This window comes from Mesobacillus stamsii (assembly GCF_030814065.1).
Lineage (GTDB): Bacteria > Bacillota > Bacilli > Bacillales > Cytobacillaceae > Mesobacillus > Mesobacillus stamsii.
In genome coordinates this window covers 1-21,609 of the sequence record NZ_JAUSUN010000007.1, presented here as the reverse complement: position 1 = coordinate 21,609, position 21,609 = coordinate 1, and the positions used below count along the sequence as shown (strand labels likewise).

Here is a 21,609-nt window from a genome sequence, read left to right as displayed (position 1 = left end):
TTATTTCACGATTGTCTGTTGAATTGCTAGGTGGATTCACCCTGCCGCATCTGATTCACAAGGAGACTAAGCGGGTTATCTTGAAGTTCTTCAATAAAAGTCCGGACAAGAAGATTGTTTTCCATAAAAGGAGAATAAAGATAAGCAAATTTTCGATGGAAATCAACCTGTTTTGTAAATTGGACTTTCCCCATATATCCATGTAGGAGCTCCCTTTCAATCATAGTGGAAGAAAGTAAGGACATGCCTGCTCCATGAATGATCGCTTCTTTGATGCCCTCATTGCTATTAAAGACAATCGTATGTTTTTCCCGAAGCTGATTGCTGGATAAAAACTGGTCCAAATAAACTCTCAAATTGGAGCCTTCTTCGCGTTTTATCCACGTTTGGTCTTGTAATGATTGGATGTCCACCTCCTTCTTTACAGTTAAAGGATGGTCACAATTGGCAACGATAAATAGTTCATCGCTGAAAAAGGTTGCTGAACGCAAATCAGGAAAACCGATATCCCCTTCAATGATTCCTATATCTAATTCCAAAGAATTGATCCTTTCAGCAACATTATTGGTATTGCCGATTTCAATTTCTAAATTCATGTCAGGGTATTTTTGGGTTAAACTGGATAATATTCTAGGCAGGAGATATTCTCCAGCTGTAAATGATGCCCCTATCTTTAATACCCCGCTAATCGTTCCTTGCCTCTGTTTTATTTCCTCATTTATTTGTTCCACTAAGTGAAGGACTTGTTTAGCTTTCTCATACAAAATTAAGCCTTCGGGTGTAATTTTTAATTGTTTGGTCGTCCGCCAAAAAAGTTTAGTTTGCAATTCCTCCTCTAAATTTTTTATGTGCAAACTGACACTTGGCTGGGATATGAGCAGTTTTTTGGAAGTAGTTGTAAAATTCTTTTCTTCTGCTAAGGTAAGAAAGATTTTAAGTGCTTCTAAGTTCATTGAATTCACCCTTTTATAAAAAATACTAATAAGTAATATTAAATATTAATATTTAACTTATAAACAAGAAATGTTTAATATGGGAATTGGAATCATTCTAAATAAAAAAGATTCTCATTACCATTAGAGGAGGGGCAGTCATTTTGAAAAAAATAATCACAGGATTAAAGGCAGTTTCCATTATCGTGTTTGCGTTCGGGATCTATCTAATAGTCACCCATTATTATAACGGAAACAACTCAGAATTAACATCAGCACCGGCTGTACCAGCAATGAGCAGCGCAGATGAAGAAGAAAACGCTGACTTGATCAAACGCGGAAAAGAACTGATGATCCATACCGACACTGAATTACCAGAAAATGTCGGGAATACGATGTCATGTATCAGCTGTCATGCCAGTGGGGAAGAAGCAGGTTCGATTAACTCGCTTAACTTGATCGGCGTGTCCAAAACATATCCTCAATTCAATGTCAGAGATGGAAAAATAGTTTCACTTGATGAAAGAATTAATGGCTGCTTCGTTAGGAGTATGAACGGCAAGCCACTGCCTGAAGACTCTACTGAACTGAAAGCGATGGTTGCCTATATAGACTTTATTTCTAAAAATGTTCCAGAAAAAGTAAAAGAGCGGGATTGGGCGCTTCAGAAGCTAGAGGGAGACTTGCCTGAACCAAATATTGAAGAAGGAGAAAAATTGTTTAATACCGCATGTATCAGTTGTCATGCAACAGATGCGGCGTCTGAAAACGGTTTAGCGGTTTGGGGAGACGATTCTTACAACGACGGAGCAGGTATGAACCGGATTCGGACGATCGGTGCCTTTATTAAAAACGATATGCCGAAAGCCCAAATGGGAAATATCAAACCAGGAAGCTTAACAACCGAACAAGCCGTTAATCTAGCAGCCTATATAAACTCCCATGATAGGCCGTTTTTTAAAGATAAGCACAAGGACTATCCGGGTGGACAAATTCCAGATGATTTAATGTATGAAGTGGATTCCATGAAAGACATAAAGAACAAGGACAACGAAAAGTAAAGGAGGAGAAAACATGGAAGATATCATCGGATTTTATCCACTGTGGTATGTACCGAATTTTGGGTCGAATAATATCCTTGCGATAACTGCAGTGGTTCATGTACTGTTTTCTCACATGTCAGTAGGTGCATCCTTCCTATTAGCCTATTTGGCTACTAAATCATATAGAGAGAAAAAGCCAGAAATCATGCTCTATGTGAAAAAATATATTTTTACCTTGCTGATCACATCCTATGTGATTGGCTCGATAACAGGGCCTGGTATATGGTTTGCGACTACTGTTGCAAGTCCAAGAGGGATTTCTGCGCTCATTCATAATTTTGGCTGGGTATGGGCTGCAGAATGGGTTTGGTTTGTAACTGAGGTAATCATTATTTATGTCCTGTACTATATTATCAACAAAATTGATGCAAAGTCTTATATGAGGCTCACTTGGATGTTTGCAGCTGCATCCTTTATGACACTCTTGGCGATTGTCGGTATTTTGTCTTTCATGCTGTCACCTGGTGGTGATGCGTGGTTTACTTCAGGAAGCGCCATGGATGCATTTTATAACTTGAATTATTTCCCGCACGCGTTTATGAGGGCAAGTTATATGTTTGCGTTAGCTGCCTTAATGGGAATTGTCATTTCGACGAGACTGGAAAATCAAGAGTTGAAATCCAGTATATACCGCGTTATGTCGATGTGGGGGATTGGCGGAATAACGTTTGGCACATTGTTCTATCTGCTCTACATTCAGACCGTACCACAGCGGTCTTCAGAAATTTTGGATTATGCAATCACAGACATATTTAAGACATCTTTATTCTCAATGGTCATTGTTACAATCACTTTTTTCATTATTACGTACATTACCTCAAAGAGAGTGAAGCGCGCCACTCCAGCTATTTTGATGCTCCTGTTTGTTTTGGCGCTTGCGCTTTATCCAGAGGAGAAGATTAGGGAAACAATTAGGAAGCCTTTTGTTGTCGGAGAATTTATGTGGAGCAACCAAATTATTGCTCGGGACATACCTGCTAAAAAAGTGAAAAGTGAAGTAGAAACGATTGACAAAAACGGATTACTAAGTGTAAACCCGTTTGTCCCTGAGTCGATGAAGACGATAGAAGCGGATAACAAAGTTGATGCCGGACGCACGGTGGCGTTATTGCAATGCTCGGCCTGTCATAGCGTGGAACCGAATGGCGCGAGATCATTGACAAAAAAGATCGAAACGTTAACCGATGAAAAAATCATCTATGACTTCTTAGAGGCGCGGCTTAGCGGTCATCCTGAATTAGGTGGCGCGGCGTATATGCCTAAACTAGTTGGAACGGAAGAAGAGAAGCAGGCACTGGCAGCCTTTCTTGCTGATGTTAATAAAAAAAGACTGGCTGAAGAGAGCCAAAAAGCACAGAACTAAATAGAAATAAAGGGGTGAGCGTTCTGGATACACAAATGATGCTCGAAAGCTTACGTTACCCAGGTGGGGTGGATTTTTATCCCTGGGTAATACAGCTTCTTATGGTGGTAACTTGGACTTTTCATATGCTTTTTGTGAACTTACTGATCGGTGGACTTGGACTTGGCATCTATGGATTTTTTAAAAAGGATGCAAATTGGAATATTGCTTCTATTACGATGACACAGGTTGCAAAAGTGTCCTTTTCATTAGCAATTGTATTTGGGGTAGCGCCATTGCTTTTTACTCAAATCATCTATGATGGACCATGGTATACAGCAAATAATCTTTCTGCTTCCTGGGTAATGGCTTTTATTCCTATTTTGATAGTTTCTTACTATATGTTATATGTATTTTATTTCAAAAATAAATTGGGAGCGAAAAAAAGCACTGCTATTTTTCCGATTCTCTCCATCCTCCTAGTGGTCGCTGCCGGTGGAATCATGCATATTTTCAGCTATCAAGAACTTTTCCCTGAAAAATGGGTCGATTGGTATACGAGTAACGGGACAACGATGAACACGGATGGTTGGAATATTTACGCTTTCAACCTTCCTAGATATTTGCTGTTCTTACTGCTCTCGTTCTTCATAACGGGAATGTTCATGACGATCTATAGCTGGTACTACCGGAACAGAGAAGATAAGGACCAGGAATACTTGCAGTGGTTTGCAGGCAAAGGATATAAAATTTCCTTGATTAGTGGGATTTTAACCTTTATTGACGCATTGTATTATTTTAGCTCAGCCGGAATCATTCTCCACCCGCTGATTTTAATGGGGCTCGTATTCATCCTGGGCAATATAGTGTCGATTTATTTGTCAAGAAATAACCTCGTGAATTTTAGCCGATTAAACGGAGTACTTGGTCTTATCAGTATTCTGTCTGTTTCGATTATGAGAGAGACGGTAAGATTTGATACTATGCAAAAATTCAATTCAAGCATTTATGATTACAAAACAAATATCGATTCACTTGCTCCGATCTTATTTTTTGGTACGTTAGTAGTTGGCGGAACATTGATCACGTACATGCTGACCCTGGCTTACAAAAGCGGGAAAGCAAAGGAACAATATGCCGGAGATCAAGATGAAACCATTAAAAAACAATGGAATTTTTCCGTTTTCATATACTTACTATATATATCAGTGTTTATCGGAACAGGAATCATCATTATCAGCAAGAATTACTTTTAAAAAGGGAAAGCTGTCATCCACAAGAAGGGTGACAGCTTTCTTTTTTTTAGAATGTGAAAGTGCCTAGCCCCCTCGAGACGCTTGTCCAGCGTCGCCTCCATGAAATTCGTAACTTTCCGCGTGAGAGATGCCGTTATGGAGGGGGAAATGCACGCAAAAGTTCATCATTCCGCCTGATAGATGCCCTTATGGAGGGGGAAATGCTCGCATAAGGGTATCATTCCGCCCGATAGATGCCCTTATGAAGGAGGAAAGGCACGCAAAAGGGTATCATTCGACCTGAGAGATACTCTTATAGGGGTAGAACTGCTCGCAAAAGGGTATCATTCCACCAGAGAGATACCCTTATAGAGGGGAAAATGCTCGCAAAAGGGTATCATTCCACCAGAGAGATACCCTTATGGGGGTGGAACTGCTCGCAAAAGGGTATCATTCCATCAGAGAGATACCCTAATAGGGGTAGAACTGCTCGCAAAAGGGTATCATTCCGCCAGAGAGATGCCCTTATAGCAGTTGGTTTAGAAAAAAACGAAACATATAAAATTTGGGGAGTTATGATTTCCAATTAGCTATAGCTCTGTTGATTGGAACGGAAGACACTCGACTCCTGCGGGAGGAGGCTCACCTGTCGCCCCGTGGAAAGCGAGTGTCTGGAGTGGAGATCAACAGACCCGATGATAGGCCAAACCAACCGGGCATATTTTGCCCGTTTTTTCTTGAAAGATACAAAAGTATAAAATTCACTTCGAGAATTGTCTAGCTCCAGCGCCTAGCCCCTCGAGCCGCTTCGGTCCTGCCAATGAAGTCAAAGAACGACTTCACTGTCAGGCCCTCCAGCGCTTGTCGGGGCTGACCAAGGCGCTTGCGCTTTTCTTGGTAGAATCTAAATTAAATATTATCCTTATCTGGGTGTGCGAATGTTCTTTTTATTGGAATTATAAAAACATAGGGGGAAGCCCCTATGGCAAATGTATAGGGTTTTCACTATTATTAAGTTGTAAACACAGTTAATCGAGAAAGGGAAATTGGGGAGGTTGTTTGCATTGAAAAGTGAATTCAAAGTAGTCATTATCGGTGGAGGTACTGGTGGAATTTCTGTCGCCTCTAGGTTGTTAAGAAATTTGCCAGCACTTAAGGGTGAAATAGCGATTATTGATCCATCTGAATTCCATTATTACCAACCATTATGGACATTAGTGGGTGCAGGGGTATCTGATAAGGAAGTTACGAAGCGCACAATGGAATCGGTTATACCGGATGGTGTTGTTTGGAAGAAAGAAGAAGTTGTTGACATCATACCAGAAGAAAATCATTTGAACACGAAAAATGGAAGCGTTATCAAATATAGCTATTTAGTTGTTGCAGCAGGGATTGAAATTCATTGGGATGGTGTGAAAGGGCTTAGAGATGCTTTAGGGAAAAATGGTGTGACTAGCAACTATTCCTATCAACACGCGGATTATACTTGGGAGTTGATTCGTACTTTTAAAGGAGGGAATGCCGTTTTTACCCACCCTGCAACGCCTGTGAAATGTGGTGGTGCCCCTCAGAAAATTATGTACTTGGCAGATGATTATTTCAATAAAACGGGAGTTAGAAATCAAACAAATGTCATCTTTGGCTCCGCTAATCCTGCGATCTTTGATGTAGACGTTTACCGCATAGCATTGGAAAAAGTAATTGAAAGGAAAAAAATCGATGCTAGGTTTAGAAAGAGCTTAGTAGAAATCCGCGCAAATGAAAAAGAAGCTGTATTTGAAGACTTGGATACGAAGGAACAGGAAGTCGTCCCGTATGAGATGATTCATGTATCGCCACCAATGCGATCCCCTCAGTTTATCAGGGAAAACGCCATTTCAGATGATAATGGCTGGGTCGATGTCCATAAATATACACTTCAGCATAGCCGGTTTGAAAATATTTTCGGGTTGGGGGACTGCAGTAATTTGCCTACATCGAAAACTGGCGCTGCGATCCGGAAACAGGCACCTGTAGTAGCTGAAAATGTAATCTCGCTTATGAAAGGTGAGATGCTCGAAGCAGCGTATAATGGATACACATCTTGTCCGCTTGTGACAGGTTACAAAAAATTAATCTTAGCAGAATTCGACTACGATAAAAATCCGATGGAAACGATGCCATTTAATCAGGCGAAGGAACGTCATAGTATGTATATCCTCAAAAAAGACTTTCTGCCGATTTTATACTGGGATGGTATGTTAAAAGGAACCATGTAAAGGAAGGGGGAAGACCGCTATGGCAATATCAGAATTCAAACAGGAAAAGCAAAGACCTGAATGGGTGTCAGAATTAGAACAACCAGAGGTTCAAGCCTCATTAGCTGATTTAGTAAGAAAAATGCCGGAAATTCAGAAGACTTACCAATCGCTTGAAGACATTGTTTTGTTTGCTCAGGCATTTCTACAGGATCGCGAGTCAATCGATAGATTAGAAGAGAAGATAACGCAGTATAGTATAAATGAAGAAACGATAAAATCACTCGTCACTCTTATGGAAAAACTCCCTTCGATTGTTCGAGTAGTCGAGCAATTAGAAGAATTAACCATTTTTATGAATAGCGTGTTAAAGGATACGGAATCAATGGCATATATTTCCGGGATGCTTCATGAATACGTGGATCCTTTCGTAAAAGAAGGCGAAAAGGGCATGAAATTAGTAAATGAGATCAAGAAACGAGCAGAAGCAAAGCATCAAACATACTCGCTGCTAACCATTATGAAATGGTTAAAGGATCCAAGCGTACAAAAAGGATTAGGTTATGTACATGCCACTTTAGAAGTGTTATCAGACAATAAGAAATGATTATAATGGAGGAATAAATATGTTATTACGTTATTTTTATGATGAAAGACTGGCACATGCATCCTATTTAGTCGGCTGTCAAGCCACTGGTGAAGCGATAGTAGTAGATCCAATGAGAAATATTCAGCCTTATTTGCAGGTCGCTGACCAGGAGGGTTTAAGGATCGTTGGGGCACTTGAAACACATATACATGCTGATTTTGTGACAGGTTCTCGGGAGCTGGCAGCGAAACTTGATTCTACACTTTATTTATCCGATGAAGGCGATCAAGATTGGAAATACCAAAACCTCGAGTCAGTGAACCATAAGCTATTAAAAGATCGGGACACGTTTAAAATAGGAAATTTATTGTTTGAAGTGATGCATACACCTGGTCATACACCTGAAAGCATTTCTTTTTTGCTAACAGACAAGGGCGGAAGCGCAGATAAACCAATGGGTATGTTTACGGGTGATTTTGTATTTGTCGGCGATGTGGGCAGGCCGGATTTACTGGAGAAGGCAGCGGGGATGAAAGGAACGTCTGAAGATGGAGCAAAACAGATGTTTCGATCATTAAAAAAATTCAGAAATTTGCCTGATTATCTGCAAGTATGGCCTGCTCATGGGGCTGGTAGTGCATGCGGCAAGGCTTTGGGAGCAATTCCTTCCACTACAGTCGGATATGAAAAACAATTCAATTGGGCATTGCAGATAGAGGATGAACAAATTTTTATTCAAACCTTGCTGGAAGGCCAGCCGGAACCACCGAAGTATTTCGCAGTCATGAAGTCTGTAAATAAAATAGGACCAAAGCTGCTTCAGGAGAATCCAGAACTTAGCCGAATCAACTCCAATCAGGAATTATCGGAGTTGATCCAATCCGGAAGGCAGGTACTCGACACCCGTGATGCTGACTCTTTTGCTGACGGACATCTTCCTGGAACAATCAATATTCCTTTCAATAAATCTTTTACCAACTGGGCAGGCTGGTTGATTGATTATCATAAACCTTTGTATATACTAATAAGTAGTGAAGATGTTCTTGATGAACTGATGATTTCCTTGCATTCGGTCGGAATCGATTATATTGTCGGATATGGCTTGATTGGCCAATTTCTAGAAGGAAATAGCAGCTTAGAAAGCTATGTAAATGTAACCCCAACTGAGGTATATGAACAGATTAAAAATAAGGAAGTTTATTTGGTCGATGTAAGGAACCGGTCAGAATGGAATGATGGCCATATCGATGGGGCGCAGCATATTATGTTAGGAACATTGCCTGACAGAAGAAATGAAATCCTCACAGATAAGCCAATTATTGTTCAATGTGGGTCTGGAGTGCGTTCTGCGATCGGAGCAAGCATCCTTCAAGCGAACGGAATGAAAAATGTCTATAATTTATTGGGTGGTTATACCCGTTGGGTTAGAGACATTAAAGAATAAATGAGTGTCATCAAGCCGTATGAGGCATCGGGGTCGGTTCGCTTATGAACGGGCCCCGAATCTTTATACCGGGGTGAGAAGGGCGATTTGGATGGAAGAATTTCAACTGGAACAAAAATATTTAAAGCAAATTTTTGAAAACATTCAAGATGGGATTATTATTATGAATCAGGAGAGGAAAATTTTATTGATGAATCCCTCTGCTGAACGGTTAACGGGCTGGAAAATTATCGACAAAGTCCCGTATTGTTCTTTTTGTGAAAATAGGAAGTTGAAGAATAATGAAAATAAATGTTATCTTATCGAGAATGACGAAGTTCCTTATTTTTTATCCGAAATGCCTGCCTATCATGGTAAAAAAATTAACGTCGAAATGAGTACTGCACTCATGTTCCATGATGTGAAAACTGGCGAAAAAGAGTATTTGTTAGTATTAAGAGACCAGGATAGAAAAGAAATGGAAGAAGAAGCTAGAATCTCCAAGCTGATGATCAAGAAACTGATTGAAGCAAAAGAAAATGAACATAAAAGATTGGCACAGGAGCTGCATGATGGAGTTGGGCAATCATTATTCACCATTTCCGTTGCTTTGCAGGCAATTGAATCCTTCGTTGCGGAGCCAAGGCTGCACACATATCTCGGAGAAGTCAGAAAAGAATTAGATAAGGCGATGAACGATGTTAAGTCCTATTCGTATCAACTGCGGCCGCAAAGTCTTGACCGATTAGGGCTGGTTGCAACAATTGAAAGCTTGATATCAACGATAAAGCTAACCAATAAAAACCTTCAAATTGTGTTCAAAACGAATATTCGCGATCGGCTAAGTCCAGCAATAGAAATCAATTTATATCGAGTGGTTCAGGAAGCGATCCACAATATTATCAAGTACGCTTTTGCAACCAAAGTGGAGATCGTTCTTGAAAGGGATTGGGAAAAACTCAGTCTCAACATAAGTGATAATGGCAAAGGGTTTGACCTTGCAACAAGCAGGAATGGCGGATTAGGGCTAAAGCATATGAGTGAGCGAGTTAATCAATTAAATGGAGAATTCTCGATCGATTCACAGATAGGAAAAGGCACGTTCATTGCTATATCGATTCCAATAGGGGAGGGGGGTCTGTTTTGATTAAAGTACTGGTGGTGGATGATCATATTCTTATTCGGAAAGGAATCATTTTATTATTGGAAGCTTATTCGGACATCGAGGTTGTCGGCGAAGCAGGAGATGGAGAAGAGGCCATCATCCTAGCGGCGAAAACCAATCCAGATGTGATTTTAATGGATATTTCCATGCCAAACGGTTTAGACGGGTTTATGGCATCGCAAGAAATCATGCATCAAAACAAAGAGACAAAGGTCATTTTATTAACGATGCACGATGAAGAAGTATACTTGAGGAAAGCCATCGACATTAATGTTCAAGGGTATATTATGAAAAAAAGCCAATCCAGTGAATTATTTGAGGCAATCACCACAGTTTATAGAGGCAATCGGTATTATAAAGCAGGTATTCCTTCTGAACAATTAGATAAATTATTCGACCTTAAAGGAGAAAATGACGCATCCGTTTTGACAATCAGAGAACAGGAAATTGTTCGCTTTGTGATTTTAGGCTATACAAATAAACAGGTGTCTGAGAAACTTCATATCAGCCCGAAAACGGTAGAGAACCATAAAGCAAATATTATGACGAAATTAAACTTAAAAAATAAATCTGATTTGATCCAATATGGATTGAACAACTATTACTACAATCTTTAATGCTGCTCCTTCTACTATGTAGGAGTTTTTTTACGATTTTCATAAAAAATAGCATTAACAACGTAAATACAGTGGAAATGTTCACAAATTATTCAAATTTGCGAGAAGTATAGGGGAGTGGCCCTATACAGACAGAATCAGTCATCCTTTAAGATAATATTAATCTCATAAATATTGTGAGAAAATGAGGATGAAGATACTCAAGCAGGCCAGTTACTGAATTTGTCAGTTTGGGATGGTGTATAATCGGAACGAGCAACCTTCGAATAATTTTGGTTTGTCGTTTCGCATCCGCTGAGAATGGGAAGAAAGAAAGTAGCGGAAAAAAGTACTGCCTCTTAATAGAGGGAATAATAATTGAGGTGAATGAATGTATAAAAAACAGGAAAGAATGCTGATGTGGCTTGCTTTTATTGTGGCGGCAATCATGGGTCTGTCATTTATCGGAAGAATTTTTGCAGGATAGAAATGGGGTACTGAAAAATGGGGAATGAACAATCGATTTTTTTTAGCCGTGTCTTAACGGAGTTAACATTATCCTTCCATATTATTTATGCCACCATTGGAGTGGGTATACCGCTGATGATTTTGATTGCTCAGTGGCTGGGAATTAAAAAACAGGATGAACATTATATTTTACTAGCAAGAAGATGGACGCGTGGTTTTGTCATCACGGTCGCCGTTGGAGTAGTGACTGGGACAGCAATTGGCTTGCAGCTGTCATTGCTGTGGCCGAGTTTTATGGAACTTGCCGGAAATGTCATTTCGCTTCCACTATTTATGGAAGTCTTTGCTTTTTTCTTTGAAGCAATTTTTCTGGGAATTTATTTATATACATGGGATCGATTTGAAAATCAGAAGAAGCACTTGCTGCTTTTGATTCCGGTTGCGGTCGGTGCATCCGCTTCATCCGTGTTTATTACAATGGTCAATGCGTTCATGAATGCGCCGCAAGGGTTTGACTTAGTGAATGGACAGCTGGTCAATATCAATCCGATTCTGGCAATGTTCAATCCGGCAATGCCAACGAAGGTCGCCCATGTAGTTGCGACCGCCTATATGACCTCTGCATTTGTTCTTGCTTCGATTGGGGCATTCAGGCTGCTAAAAGGGTCTAATCATATCTACCATAAAAAAGCATTATTCTTAACGATGAAAATCGGTCTTATCTTTTCTATTGCTACTGCGATCATCGGTGATTTTTCGGGTAAATACTTGGCAGAATACCAGCCGGAAAAGCTAGCAGCAGCCGAGTGGCATTTTGAAACCCATGAGGGCGCACCGCTAATGCTATACGGTGTACTTGATGATGGCGAAGTAAAATACGCACTGAAAATCCCATACGCACTGAGCATTTTGGCACATGGCAACCCGAACTCGGAAGTCATTGGCTTGAATGAATTTCCGGAAGATGAGGTTCCGCCTTTTTACATCCATTATTTATTTGATACAATGGTGACGATTGGAATGTGGATGGCTGCCCTCTCGCTTTTGTATGTCCTCGGTGTATGGCTGAAATGGAGTTTCATTCATACAAGATGGTTCCGCTGGCTGATTGTTTTAGGCGGACCGTTATCTATGCTTGCGATTGAACTTGGCTGGTGGTTTGCTGAAGTCGGAAGGCAGCCTTGGATCCTGCGAGGATACATGAAGGTGGAGGATGCAGCAACCACAAGCGGACAGGTCGATCTGATGCTGGTCCTGTTTGCAGGCTTGTACTTGCTCCTGGCTATTGGCAGCACCTATGTACTAACAAGAATGTTCCGGAAAAATACGGTGGAACAGGAACTGGCTGATAGGGAATTGGAGAAGGAAGGTGAGTTTCGATGACGCTTGAATTTATTGGAATTTCGGTTCTATGGCTATTTCTTTTTGGGTATGTCATCGTTGCCTCCGTCGATTTTGGAGCAGGTTTTTTTAATGCTTATAGCCTGTTCAGAGGGAATCAGCATATCTTAACAAAAATTATTCAGCGATATTTGTCGCCTGTTTGGGAAGTCACGAATGTATTTCTCGTCTTTTTCTTCGTGGGTATTATCGGCTTTTTTCCAAAAACAGCTTATTATTATGGCACCAGCCTACTGGTTCCGGCCAGTATTGCAATTGTTTTGCTCGCAATCCGCGGAGCTTATTATGCTTTTACGACTTACGGTGGTTTGAAGCATAAGAGGTACACTTATTTATACGGACTCACCGGTTTGGTCATCCCTGCTTCTTTATCGATTGTGCTGACCATTTCTGAGGGAGGTTTTGTAACTGAAACTGCTTCGGGGATAGAGTTGGACTATTGGGCGCTGTTCACCAGTCGTTTGACATGGAGCATTGTGGTATTGAGCTTGACTTCAGTACTATACATTTCGGCTGTTTTTTTAACTTGGTATGCCAATAAGGCACAGGATAAATCGGCAACAGAACTGTTAAGGAAGTATGCGTTGACCTGGTCGGTGCCGTTGATTGTGACTGCGACAGGCATCATTGTGGAACTCAAGGACCACAACCCGGAACATTACAGCAGGCTGATGGATCTGTGGTGGCTGTTTGCCATCTCCTTCCTCCTGTTTGCAGGGACGGTATACTTAGTTAGCAAACGCAAGTCATACGGAATGGCGTTTGGCCTATTAACCGGGCAATTCTTTGTCGCCTTTTTTGCCTATGGTATTTCCCATTACCCATATCTGCTTTATCCGTATCTTAGCATATATGATAGCTTTACAAATGAAGCGATGGCGATTGCGCTCATCATCGCCTTTCTCGGTGGGCTCGGGCTTCTGCTCCCATCATTGTACCTGCTGTTAAGATTGTTTTTATTTAATAAGGACTATGTCCAGGGAAAAAAGAACGACCATGCATAGGAGGTTGGAAAATGGCTGAATTCTTAATTTTTTATGCGCCTTTCCTTGTCCTCATCGCCTCGATAATTGTTTCATTTTGGCTTGTAGGCAAGGACGAAAAGGTGAAATAACTAATACAAAAAGCTGTCAACCATGATATGGATGATAGCTTTTTGTATTTTAGAAAAAATATTTATCCTCCATACTTTCTTCATCTTTTTCATAGAGAATGAAGGTAGAAAGTATCGGAAGGAGAGAGGGAATAATGATGAGACCAGGTTATTTTGGTGGATATGGAATGGGAGGTGGATCACTGATGATGCTATTAATTGTACTTGTAATTGGAGTCCTGTTATATGTAGCCTTTAACCAGAACAGAAAGAAAAGCCAGTCAGGGAGCAATGAAGCACTTGACGTGGCCAAAGGAAGATTGGCACGAGGTGAAATTACTACAGAAGAATATGAACAAATCAAAGAAAAACTGTTATAAGGAAGTATTGCAACCTCCTTTTTGTATAAATTGCCGTTATAATGGGAACATAGCAAGAAAGAATATTTTTTAGAAAGGATGGTACCTTCTGGATCAAAAGTTGAATGAAAAAATAAAAAAAAGATACAACCGTGTCTCAAAAATTTATGATAGCATGGACAAAATGATCCGCGAAGATTGGAGACGAGACTTGCTGAACGAAGCAACTGGAAAAGTGCTGGAAGCGGGAGTCGGGACAGGAGCGAATCTCGCTTCCTACCCTGACAGTATCCAATCTTTAACGGGAGTAGATTTCAGCAGCGAAATGCTGAAGTATGCGAAGCAGAAGGCGCCCAGTCTTACTGTTCCTTATCCCATCGAATTAATCGAGGCGGATATTCAGGAACTACCGTTTCCGGATCACACCTTCGATACAATTGTATCGGTTTGTGTTTTTTGCTCTGTACCCGATCCGGTCCAGGGGCTGAAGGAGTTAAGAAGGGTTTGCAAACCCGATGGTCAAATTTTAATGCTCGAGCATATGAGAAGCGAAAACCAAGTGGCAGGACTGGCCATGGACCTCCTCAACCCTGTCACAGTAAGGATGTGGGGCGCAAATATAAACCGTGAGACGATGGAGAATATTAAAGCTGCCGGATTATCTGTTATAGGCGAAAAACGCCTAATGGGTTCCATCATGAGAAGACTGGAGCTGTCTCCAGCTAAATAGTCAAAAAAAACGGTTCAAGGCATGAATCGTTTTTTTGTGGTCAGGGAGCATCCGATGAAATGGTATAGCATATTCAGAAGTGTTTCATTTAAAATTGGATTAGTATTCAGCGTAGTGTTCATTGCCCTGCTGATGATCTTTGGTTTTACGATGTACGGGATGTTTACCAATATTGTCGTTGATTATAGTAAGCAGGAACTGGTTGCAAGAGGAAACAATCACGCTAGCATTCTTGAAAATAATTTTGATAATGCTACGATTGATCATGTCATTTTGATGGAAAAGACGGTGCCTACGGAAGTGTTGATTACGGATTCTGCCGGAAAGATTATTGGTTCTTCTACCGTTCCGGATAAGGAAATGCTGGAGCACCTTGATCCCGCTTCCGATTTGAAGGAAGGGAAAATAGTGGTAAGTGATTGGCGGAAGCATAAATATTTGATTTCCGTTTCTCCAATCGGCAATGGGGAAGGCTACCTTTATATGTACTATCCTTCTTCGATTTTAAGGGATATCGTGTTCACTATGAATGTATTGATTATTTCTGCAAGTATCGGTATCTTCCTGCTGGCTTTTGGTTTGATCGGCTTCTTGTCGAGAAGGCTGACAAAGCCGCTTTTGCAAATGGAGGAAGCAACGATGAAAATGTCCCAGGGGAAATATAGGCAGAATATTCTTTATAAAGGCGATGATGAAATAGCGAGACTGGGTAGTTCCATTCAAACACTTGGGGAGCAGCTCCAATATTATGAGGATAGCAGGAACCAGTTTCTCTCTGCAGTATCGCATGAAATCCGTACTCCGCTCACTTACATCAAAGGCTATAGTGATGTATTAAAGAAAGGACTTGTCAAAGATCCTGAGGAGCAGCTTCAATACTTGGACATCATTAACAGGGAAGCACAGCGGATTACTTTTATGATCAACGACTTGTTTGAAATGAGCAAGCTCCAGGTAGGTCAATTCGAGTTGAACAAAGAGCGGGCAGACATAAACACGATCATTGAAAGAGTATTTGAAAGCCTAAAACCGGCAGCGCAGAAAAAAGGTCTGGAAATCAGCATCGAGCTGGGAAAGAATCTTCCAAACCTATTTATTGATGTCCACAGAATGGAACAGGTTTTCTATAATTTAATCGAAAATGGAATTAAATATTCAAACGAAGGCAGCGTGGCAATTACCTCGTTTTTAAGGAAAGAGTTTATTGTGATCGAAGTACGCGATACAGGTTTAGGCATACCCGAGCAGGACCTCCCTCGGATTTGGGAGCGATTTTACCGGGTCGACCAGTCAAGGACTAGGAAAACTGGCGGTACGGGTCTCGGGCTTTATGTGGTCAAACAAATTATTGAGGCTCACGATGGGGACATTCAAGTCGAAAGCATGGAGAAAAAAGGCTCTATTTTCACAATATACTTAAAACCAATAGGAGATAGTCATGGAAAAAATATTGGTAGTTGATGATGAATTTGAGATGAGACAGCTTATTGGGTTATATCTCCGGCAGGAAAATTACCAAGTTGAGAATGCAGAGAATGGCCAGGAAGCTTTGGAAAAAGTAAAAAGGGATGATTATGATTTGATTGTTCTTGATATCATGATGCCTTTGCTCGACGGATGGCAAACGGTCGAACACATCAGGAAGATTTCTGATGTCCCAGTCATCATGCTTACAGCAAAAGGCTCAGTCAAAGACAAGGTGACCGGGCTGTCCACTGGAGCAGACGACTACGTGGTAAAGCCTTTCGACGCAGAGGAGCTGCTAGCGAGGATCAAGGCGCTGTTAAGAAGGTCCAAAAGCAAAGAGGAAGAGGATGACATCCTGAAATATCAAGGAATTGTTATCAACCTAACAGCCAGGGAAGCCGTATATAACAATATAATTCTTAGTCTGACACAGACAGAATTGGACCTTCTGCATGCCCTGATAGAAAACCGAGGCAAGGTGTTGTCTAGAGAACAGCTTGTTGATAAAATCTGGGGCATCGAGTTTATGGGAGAAGACCGGACTGTAGACTCCCATATCAAGAACCTGCGCGAGAAGCTGAAGTCTGCCGGTATTGATAAGAATCTCGTTAAGACGGTCTGGGGATTGGGATATAAAGTAGAATAAAGGTGATCTTATGAAACGTTTATTGCCGGCTATAGTATCATCATTCTTTATACTGATGGGGATTTTTATCTTTGCATTTGTCATCCGGATGGTCTGGTTTCCCCCCGGACCTATGGGCATGATGATGGAGCGAGGAATGATGGCTCATCATATGATGTTTTGGTTCGGTCCGCTAATTTGGGTGATTTTTATCATTGCGGGTATACTTTTGGTCGTTTGGATTGTTTACAGGAGAAAGAAGAGGTAGGTTTGGGTGCTATGAGCGAAAAGTTGTCAAGAAAGCCCGGTTATATTGACATGTTCTAAGTTCTTACCAAAAAACCGATCCTGTGAGAGTTTGGGGTGAAATTATTTATTTGGATAGTGAGAGGCTCGGTTGCTATCGGAATAGGTTTGAGCGAAGCGAGGAGGAGACTCACCTGTCGCCCCGCGGAAAGCGAGTTTCTGGAGTGAAATTCGATTATCAGCCTAAACCAAAAAGGACCGGGCGGTTTTTGCCCGGTTTTTCTTAAAGAATAAGAAAATATAAATTTCTTTGAAAATTGTCCAGCTTCAGCTCCAGCGCCTTGCCCCTCGAGACGCTTCGATCCTGCCAAATGAATTCAAAGATGTATTGAGATAAAAAATGGATACAGTTTTACTTATTGCTCGCATAAGGGTATCTTTCGGCATGAAAGGTGCCCTTATGGAGGGAAAAATGCTCGCATAAGGGTGTCTTTCGGTATGAAAGGTGCCCTTATGGAGGGAAAAATGCTCGCATAAGGGTGTCTTTCGGTATGAAAGGTGCCCTTATGGAGGTAAAAATGCTCGCATAAGGGTATCTTTCCGCATGAAAGGTGCCCTTATAGAGGTAAAAATGCTCGCATAAGGGTATCTTTCGGTATGAAAGGTGCCCTTATGGAGGGAAAAATGCTCGCATAAGGGTATCTTTCGGCATGAAAGGTGCCCTTATGGAGGGAAAAATGTTCGTATAAGGGTATCTTTCGGCATGAAAGGTGCCCTTATGGAGGGAAAAATGTTCGCATAAGGGTATCTTTCGGCATTTGGATGCAGTTTAGATACTAGTTCCAGTTTTTTTCTTTTGTATAAAGAATAGTGTCATCCGTTCCAATCAACAGCCCGTTAATCAGCAAAACCAAAAAAAGACCGGGCGCAGTTTGCCCGGTTTTCTTTTGCCCTGAAATATTCACTGATTTTCAGAAATAGGCAAATATCACCTGCTTAATAGGCTTTCTTGTAAATCATTCATGCATGAAATAAATGAAAAAAGAATCCATTTCTGATAAGGTTAAAACATCGACGAAATAACCATCAGAAAGGATTCTTATAATGGCTACTTTACTGCAATTAACACTTGATTTCAATCGTCAAATTAAATTAACGAATAATGGAGGTTTGCTATTCTTTTTCCAGGTCATTTATCAATTTCTTCATTTCAGAGATCTCTTTTTTTTGGGCATTTATAATGCTGTCGGCCAACCTCCGAACTCTTGGGTCTGTAATTTGAGCTCGCTCACTAGTTAAAATTGCAATGGAATGGTGGGGAATCATGGCTTCCATATAATCGACATCATCCACGAGGACTTGACTTCGCAATAAATAGAGTGAAACGAAGAAAACAACAAGGCTGCCAGCTACAATTCCTGTATTTAATTTGCGATTTTCCAACATATTACGCATAAACGCTAACATAATCATAGTCATTGTGGCTCCCATTAAAAGTGCCATATAAGCCCTGGATTCACTGAAATAGACATGATCCAGTTTATAGGTGTTGAGATATTTAAAGATAAACATGGCAATTGTAGAGACAATAACCATTCCGGCAAATTTCATATATGGCTTCATTCATATCCACCTCTAAAAATAATTTTTTGAATGTGTTTTCTTATGTTAATCAGTTGCTGTCTGCTGCCCATCGAGAATGGTTTTAAGCAAGATGCTTGTTCAACTAACTCCCATTTTTCACTTTTCCTACAAATTGGTTTTCAAATGGAAGCTCGTCCAATGTAGGAACCTCTTCGCAAGGACTTCGCATGTTCATCATCAGTCTCATAAGGCTTCTTAACAAATCGAGCTTGTTCTTTAAAATCCTCATTCTCACCCTGTTTTTTGAACCTTAATCTTAGCTATCAAGCCGTGGTGGGCTGATAGATGTTCGGAAATTAGCCCCTTATCAGTTGCAGGCAATAACATATGGATTCCTCCTGTTCTATTTTTTGGGGTTTATTACTTTCTACCACTTCTTCAAGCAAATAAACTGCATAAAAAATGCACAAACGCTGCCATATACAGCCGGGAGCCATCAGCCAGCGGCTCCCGAGCTAAAAATTCTATTCATTTTGTACATGTTTAAAGTGCTGCAAAGTCATACGTTGCATTTCTTTACTGACAGTTGGAATGAATTCTTCATGAGTATGCTTTATTAAATGGTCATAGATCATCTGCATGCTCACATCCTGATAAGCCATTTGAACATGGATATTTTTCACGTTGGGATCCTTCATCATCAAAGCCGAAGTGAAATTATCGCTGCCCATCAACTTCGCAGTGGACCTTGCTTCAAAAGCAATATTTTTGTCGCTTTCACTAAGATTTCCAGCATTCATATGAAAATCAAAATGTTTCATTTCAGGCAAATGTACTTTATGTGTTTGGTCAGGGTCAATAAGCGCTAGCATCGTCTTGACATGGTTTCTCAATGTATGAATATTCATCTCCAAAATATTTTTCAACATAGGGTTTTGGACTGAAGAATAATACATTTTCAGCTTATTGATGACTCCTTCATGAGTACTTAAATGTTCGACCATAATCCCTAAGTCGACGGCAGGCAAATTCATCTGTTTATCATCCTCCTCTTTTAGTAGGATACTCACCCTGCCGGTGTAAGGTAATTTGTCTTAAAAACTATATTATGTAGCGTCAGTACAGGTAAAACCAATTTTCAACTTAGGGGTAAAGAAGGATCTGTCTGATTTGGCTGCACAAAAAAAAACACCTTGTAAATTCAAGAATATCTCTTGTTTTACTGGTGTTTTGCTGGTTGACTGGGAGTCAAATTTACGCGGCAAATGCCCTGCAAGCCTGGGCACAATGCTGGCAAACTTGGGCGCAATTCTGGGACATCTGATCTGGGAACTTAGAGCATTCCAGTGCACACTGTTCACAGACGTAGGCACAAGAATTGGCAAGAGCTTTTGAGAAAAAGCTGTCTCTTGCAAGGTATTTTGCCATCAGTGTGCACATATCGGCACAATCTCTTACTAACAGAATCTGAACGTCTCTCCTATCATCATGTGGTAAACCAATCAAGTGAGTGACCATATGTTCACATGTTGCTTCACAGTGCTGAACAGTATGCAGCAACGAAGATCCTATCGCCATTTGACCTCCCATAGCCCCCGAATATTGCCCATATTGTCTGAATGTTTGTGTTGAATACAAAACACATACCTCCTTTTATTTAACGTTTTATTTATATGGTGAAGGGAGGATTCTGTGCATGTATCAATGCCCCTACTCGTAAATGAAATTTATTGAGGGATCATCCTTCACAAATAACAGGAAGACAGATTTTCTTCGATTTTAACGGATTTCCGAAAGAAGTCTCTCATCCTCAAGGAATGGGAAGGGCTAAAGCCCAATGAGTAGGTGGGAGATGAATTTCGGTTGGCTTTAGCCAAAGGTTTGGGTATAATCAGTCTTAGATAGAATAAATTGATTTATCAATGAAATTAGACAGTAATAATATTCAGTATTCTTGATGCATTATCATCTTGCACTGGTTGTAAAATACCGCAAACAAGTGTTTGACAGTGAAATATCTGATTTTGCAAAAGAGATGTTCACTGAGATTGGAAGTAAGTATTCTTTAGTGGAATGGAATCATGATAAAGACCCTATTCACATCTTATTCAAAGTACATCCAAACTCTTAATGATCAAAGTTCATCAATGTTTATAAGAGTGCAAGTTCTCGATTGATAAAGAGAGATTTGTCGCATATCAGAAAAAAGCTATGGAAAGAAATGTTCTGGTCAAGAAGTTTCTGCCTGCTTACAACAGACGGTGCTCCAATTGATGCCATCAAAAAATAGATCGAAAATCAAGGTCAAAAGTGAGGCGAATGGATATGACCAAACAAAACAAAGCTTTCAAATTTCGATTGTTGCCAAACAAAGAACAGGAAGTGTTATTAGCTAAAACATTTGGTTGTGTTCGTTTTGTCTATAACAAGATATTATCTGAACGCAAGGACACTTATGAAAAATTCAAAGACGATAAAGAAGCACTTAAAAAACAAAAGGTCCCGACTCCTGCCAAATACAAAGATGAATTTCCATTTCTAAAAGAAGTGGATTCGCTAGCTTTAGCGAACGCACAAATCAATTTGCAGACGGCTTATAAGAATTTCTTTGAAGGAAATGCAGAATTTCCAAAGTTCAAGAACCGTAAAGCGAAACAATCCTACACAACTAACTTAGTCAATGGAAACATCGAATGGAAAGACGGTCATATCAAACTACCAAAACTAAAACTTGTAAAAATCAAACAGCACAGGGAAATCCCTGCTGACTATAAATGGAAATCTTGCACGATTTCTAAAACAAAATCAGGTAAATACTATCTTTCGATTTTGACAGAATACGAGAAAGAAATTAAACCAGTGTCCATTCAGAAAGTTGTTGGACTAGATTTTGCTATGGATGGTCTATATGTGGAAAGTGAACAGGGTAAGAAAGCCAATTACCCACGTTTCTATCGACAATCATTAGACAAATTAGCAAAAGAACAGCGTATCTTGTCTAGCAGAAAGAAAGG

The 21,609-nt window shown here is 40.4% G+C and carries 20 protein-coding genes and 1 pseudogene; 17 read left to right on the top strand and 4 right to left on the bottom strand.

Translation table 11 applies throughout. The annotated features are described in order from the left end of the window. Window positions 1-26: 26 nt before the first annotated feature. Window positions 27-953 (bottom strand): LysR family transcriptional regulator, encoded by a 927-nt coding sequence (locus J2S25_RS07590; protein WP_044390573.1) that lies wholly within the window; start codon window positions 951-953, stop codon window positions 27-29. Window positions 954-1,096: 143 nt separating this feature from the next. Here J2S25_RS07590 and J2S25_RS07585 point away from each other — a divergent pair, with 143 nt between their 5' ends. The 15 genes from J2S25_RS07585 (at window position 1,097) to J2S25_RS07520 (ending at window position 16,786) form a co-directional block, all read left to right on the top strand. Further along, entirely contained in the window at window positions 1,097-1,993 is an 897-nt protein-coding gene (locus J2S25_RS07585) for a c-type cytochrome (RefSeq protein WP_052806908.1), read from the top strand. Window positions 1,994-2,006: 13 nt separating this feature from the next. Further along, entirely contained in the window at window positions 2,007-3,398 is a 1,392-nt protein-coding gene (locus tag J2S25_RS07580) for a cytochrome ubiquinol oxidase subunit I (RefSeq protein ID WP_044390577.1), read from the top strand. Between the two features lie 68 nt (window positions 3,399-3,466). Then, window positions 3,467-4,633 (top strand): hypothetical protein, encoded by a 1,167-nt coding sequence (locus J2S25_RS07575; RefSeq protein WP_128721468.1) that lies wholly within the window; start codon window positions 3,467-3,469, stop codon window positions 4,631-4,633. A gap of 1,043 nt (window positions 4,634-5,676) precedes the next feature. Continuing rightward, window positions 5,677-6,870, top strand: coding sequence for an NAD(P)/FAD-dependent oxidoreductase (locus J2S25_RS07570; RefSeq protein WP_084221740.1), 1,194 nt, complete (start codon window positions 5,677-5,679; stop codon window positions 6,868-6,870). 19 nt (window positions 6,871-6,889) lie between these two features. Then, window positions 6,890-7,456, top strand: a complete 567-nt coding sequence (locus tag J2S25_RS07565; RefSeq protein WP_307191603.1) for a helical membrane plugin domain-containing protein — start codon at window positions 6,890-6,892, stop codon at window positions 7,454-7,456. 19 nt (window positions 7,457-7,475) lie between these two features. Further along, entirely contained in the window at window positions 7,476-8,882 is a 1,407-nt protein-coding gene (locus tag J2S25_RS07560; protein ID WP_044392154.1) for an MBL fold metallo-hydrolase, read from the top strand. 91 nt (window positions 8,883-8,973) lie between these two features. Further along, a complete protein-coding gene (locus J2S25_RS07555) occupies window positions 8,974-10,008 on the top strand; it encodes a sensor histidine kinase (RefSeq protein ID WP_307191602.1) in 1,035 nt (344 codons plus the stop codon). Beyond that, complete coding sequence (locus tag J2S25_RS07550; protein WP_044392151.1) at window positions 10,005-10,643, top strand: response regulator; 639 nt, start codon at window positions 10,005-10,007, stop codon at window positions 10,641-10,643. Before J2S25_RS07555 ends, J2S25_RS07550 begins: the two co-directional genes overlap by 4 nt. Window positions 10,644-11,126: 483 nt before the next feature. Continuing rightward, window positions 11,127-12,473 (top strand): cytochrome ubiquinol oxidase subunit I, encoded by a 1,347-nt coding sequence (locus J2S25_RS07545; protein ID WP_044392149.1) that lies wholly within the window; start codon window positions 11,127-11,129, stop codon window positions 12,471-12,473. Continuing rightward, window positions 12,470-13,495, top strand: coding sequence for a cytochrome d ubiquinol oxidase subunit II (locus J2S25_RS07540; protein ID WP_044392148.1), 1,026 nt, complete (start codon window positions 12,470-12,472; stop codon window positions 13,493-13,495). The genes J2S25_RS07545 and J2S25_RS07540 overlap by 4 nt, the downstream gene beginning before the upstream one ends. Window positions 13,496-13,506: 11 nt before the next feature. Beyond that, window positions 13,507-13,605, top strand: a complete 99-nt coding sequence (gene cydS, locus J2S25_RS20115; RefSeq protein WP_431305964.1) for a cytochrome bd oxidase small subunit CydS family protein — start codon at window positions 13,507-13,509, stop codon at window positions 13,603-13,605. Window positions 13,606-13,739: 134 nt separating this feature from the next. Beyond that, entirely contained in the window at window positions 13,740-13,964 is a 225-nt protein-coding gene (locus J2S25_RS07535) for an SHOCT domain-containing protein (RefSeq protein WP_052806972.1), read from the top strand. A gap of 100 nt (window positions 13,965-14,064) precedes the next feature. After that, window positions 14,065-14,673: a class I SAM-dependent methyltransferase gene (locus tag J2S25_RS07530; RefSeq protein ID WP_241768437.1), complete on the top strand. Its 609-nt coding sequence runs from the start codon at window positions 14,065-14,067 to the stop codon at window positions 14,671-14,673. A gap of 54 nt (window positions 14,674-14,727) precedes the next feature. Then, window positions 14,728-16,134, top strand: a complete 1,407-nt coding sequence (locus J2S25_RS07525; protein ID WP_307191601.1) for a sensor histidine kinase — start codon at window positions 14,728-14,730, stop codon at window positions 16,132-16,134. After that, window positions 16,112-16,786 carry a response regulator transcription factor gene (locus J2S25_RS07520; RefSeq protein ID WP_044392145.1) on the top strand — a complete coding sequence of 225 codons (675 nt, stop codon included), beginning with the start codon at window positions 16,112-16,114 and terminating at the stop codon, window positions 16,784-16,786. Before J2S25_RS07525 ends, J2S25_RS07520 begins: the two co-directional genes overlap by 23 nt. Window positions 16,787-18,184: 1,398 nt before the next feature. Here J2S25_RS07520 and J2S25_RS07515 read toward each other — a convergent pair. The 3 genes from J2S25_RS07515 to J2S25_RS07505 all read right to left on the bottom strand — a co-directional run bounded on the left by J2S25_RS07515 (window position 18,185) and on the right by J2S25_RS07505 (window position 20,233). Beyond that, window positions 18,185-18,634, bottom strand: a complete 450-nt coding sequence (locus tag J2S25_RS07515; protein WP_044395822.1) for a DUF305 domain-containing protein — start codon at window positions 18,632-18,634, stop codon at window positions 18,185-18,187. A gap of 485 nt (window positions 18,635-19,119) precedes the next feature. Beyond that, window positions 19,120-19,629, bottom strand: coding sequence for a hypothetical protein (locus J2S25_RS07510; RefSeq protein ID WP_044395821.1), 510 nt, complete (start codon window positions 19,627-19,629; stop codon window positions 19,120-19,122). A 220-nt stretch (window positions 19,630-19,849) separates the two neighbouring features. Beyond that, window positions 19,850-20,233, bottom strand: coding sequence for a four-helix bundle copper-binding protein (locus tag J2S25_RS07505; protein ID WP_241768535.1), 384 nt, complete (start codon window positions 20,231-20,233; stop codon window positions 19,850-19,852). A gap of 284 nt (window positions 20,234-20,517) precedes the next feature. Between J2S25_RS07505 and tnpA the strand changes: the two are divergent. Beyond that, window positions 20,518-20,885: pseudogene (gene tnpA / locus J2S25_RS07500) on the top strand (IS200/IS605 family transposase). A 35-nt stretch (window positions 20,886-20,920) separates the two neighbouring features. Next, the coding region (locus J2S25_RS07495) for an RNA-guided endonuclease TnpB family protein (RefSeq protein ID WP_307191600.1) at window positions 20,921-21,609 on the top strand (689 nt) is incomplete at its 3' end.

Coding starts and splice junctions, on each gene's coding strand:
- J2S25_RS07580 (WP_044390577.1), top strand. CDS start 2,007: ATGGAAGATATCATCGGATTTTATCCACTGTGGTATGTACCGAATTTT.
- J2S25_RS07545 (WP_044392149.1), top strand. CDS start 11,127: ATGGGGAATGAACAATCGATTTTTTTTAGCCGTGTCTTAACGGAGTTA.
- cydS (WP_431305964.1), top strand. CDS start 13,507: ATGGCTGAATTCTTAATTTTTTATGCGCCTTTCCTTGTCCTCATCGCC.
- J2S25_RS07540 (WP_044392148.1), top strand. CDS start 12,470: ATGACGCTTGAATTTATTGGAATTTCGGTTCTATGGCTATTTCTTTTT.
- J2S25_RS07520 (WP_044392145.1), top strand. CDS start 16,112: ATGGAAAAAATATTGGTAGTTGATGATGAATTTGAGATGAGACAGCTT.
- J2S25_RS07510 (WP_044395821.1), bottom strand. CDS start 19,629: ATGAATTTGCCTGCCGTCGACTTAGGGATTATGGTCGAACATTTAAGT.
- J2S25_RS07535 (WP_052806972.1), top strand. CDS start 13,740: ATGATGAGACCAGGTTATTTTGGTGGATATGGAATGGGAGGTGGATCA.
- J2S25_RS07560 (WP_044392154.1), top strand. CDS start 7,476: ATGTTATTACGTTATTTTTATGATGAAAGACTGGCACATGCATCCTAT.
- J2S25_RS07555 (WP_307191602.1), top strand. CDS start 8,974: ATGGAAGAATTTCAACTGGAACAAAAATATTTAAAGCAAATTTTTGAA.
- J2S25_RS07590 (WP_044390573.1), bottom strand. CDS start 953: ATGAACTTAGAAGCACTTAAAATCTTTCTTACCTTAGCAGAAGAAAAG.
- J2S25_RS07565 (WP_307191603.1), top strand. CDS start 6,890: ATGGCAATATCAGAATTCAAACAGGAAAAGCAAAGACCTGAATGGGTG.
- J2S25_RS07515 (WP_044395822.1), bottom strand. CDS start 18,634: ATGAAGCCATATATGAAATTTGCCGGAATGGTTATTGTCTCTACAATT.
- J2S25_RS07525 (WP_307191601.1), top strand. CDS start 14,728: ATGAAATGGTATAGCATATTCAGAAGTGTTTCATTTAAAATTGGATTA.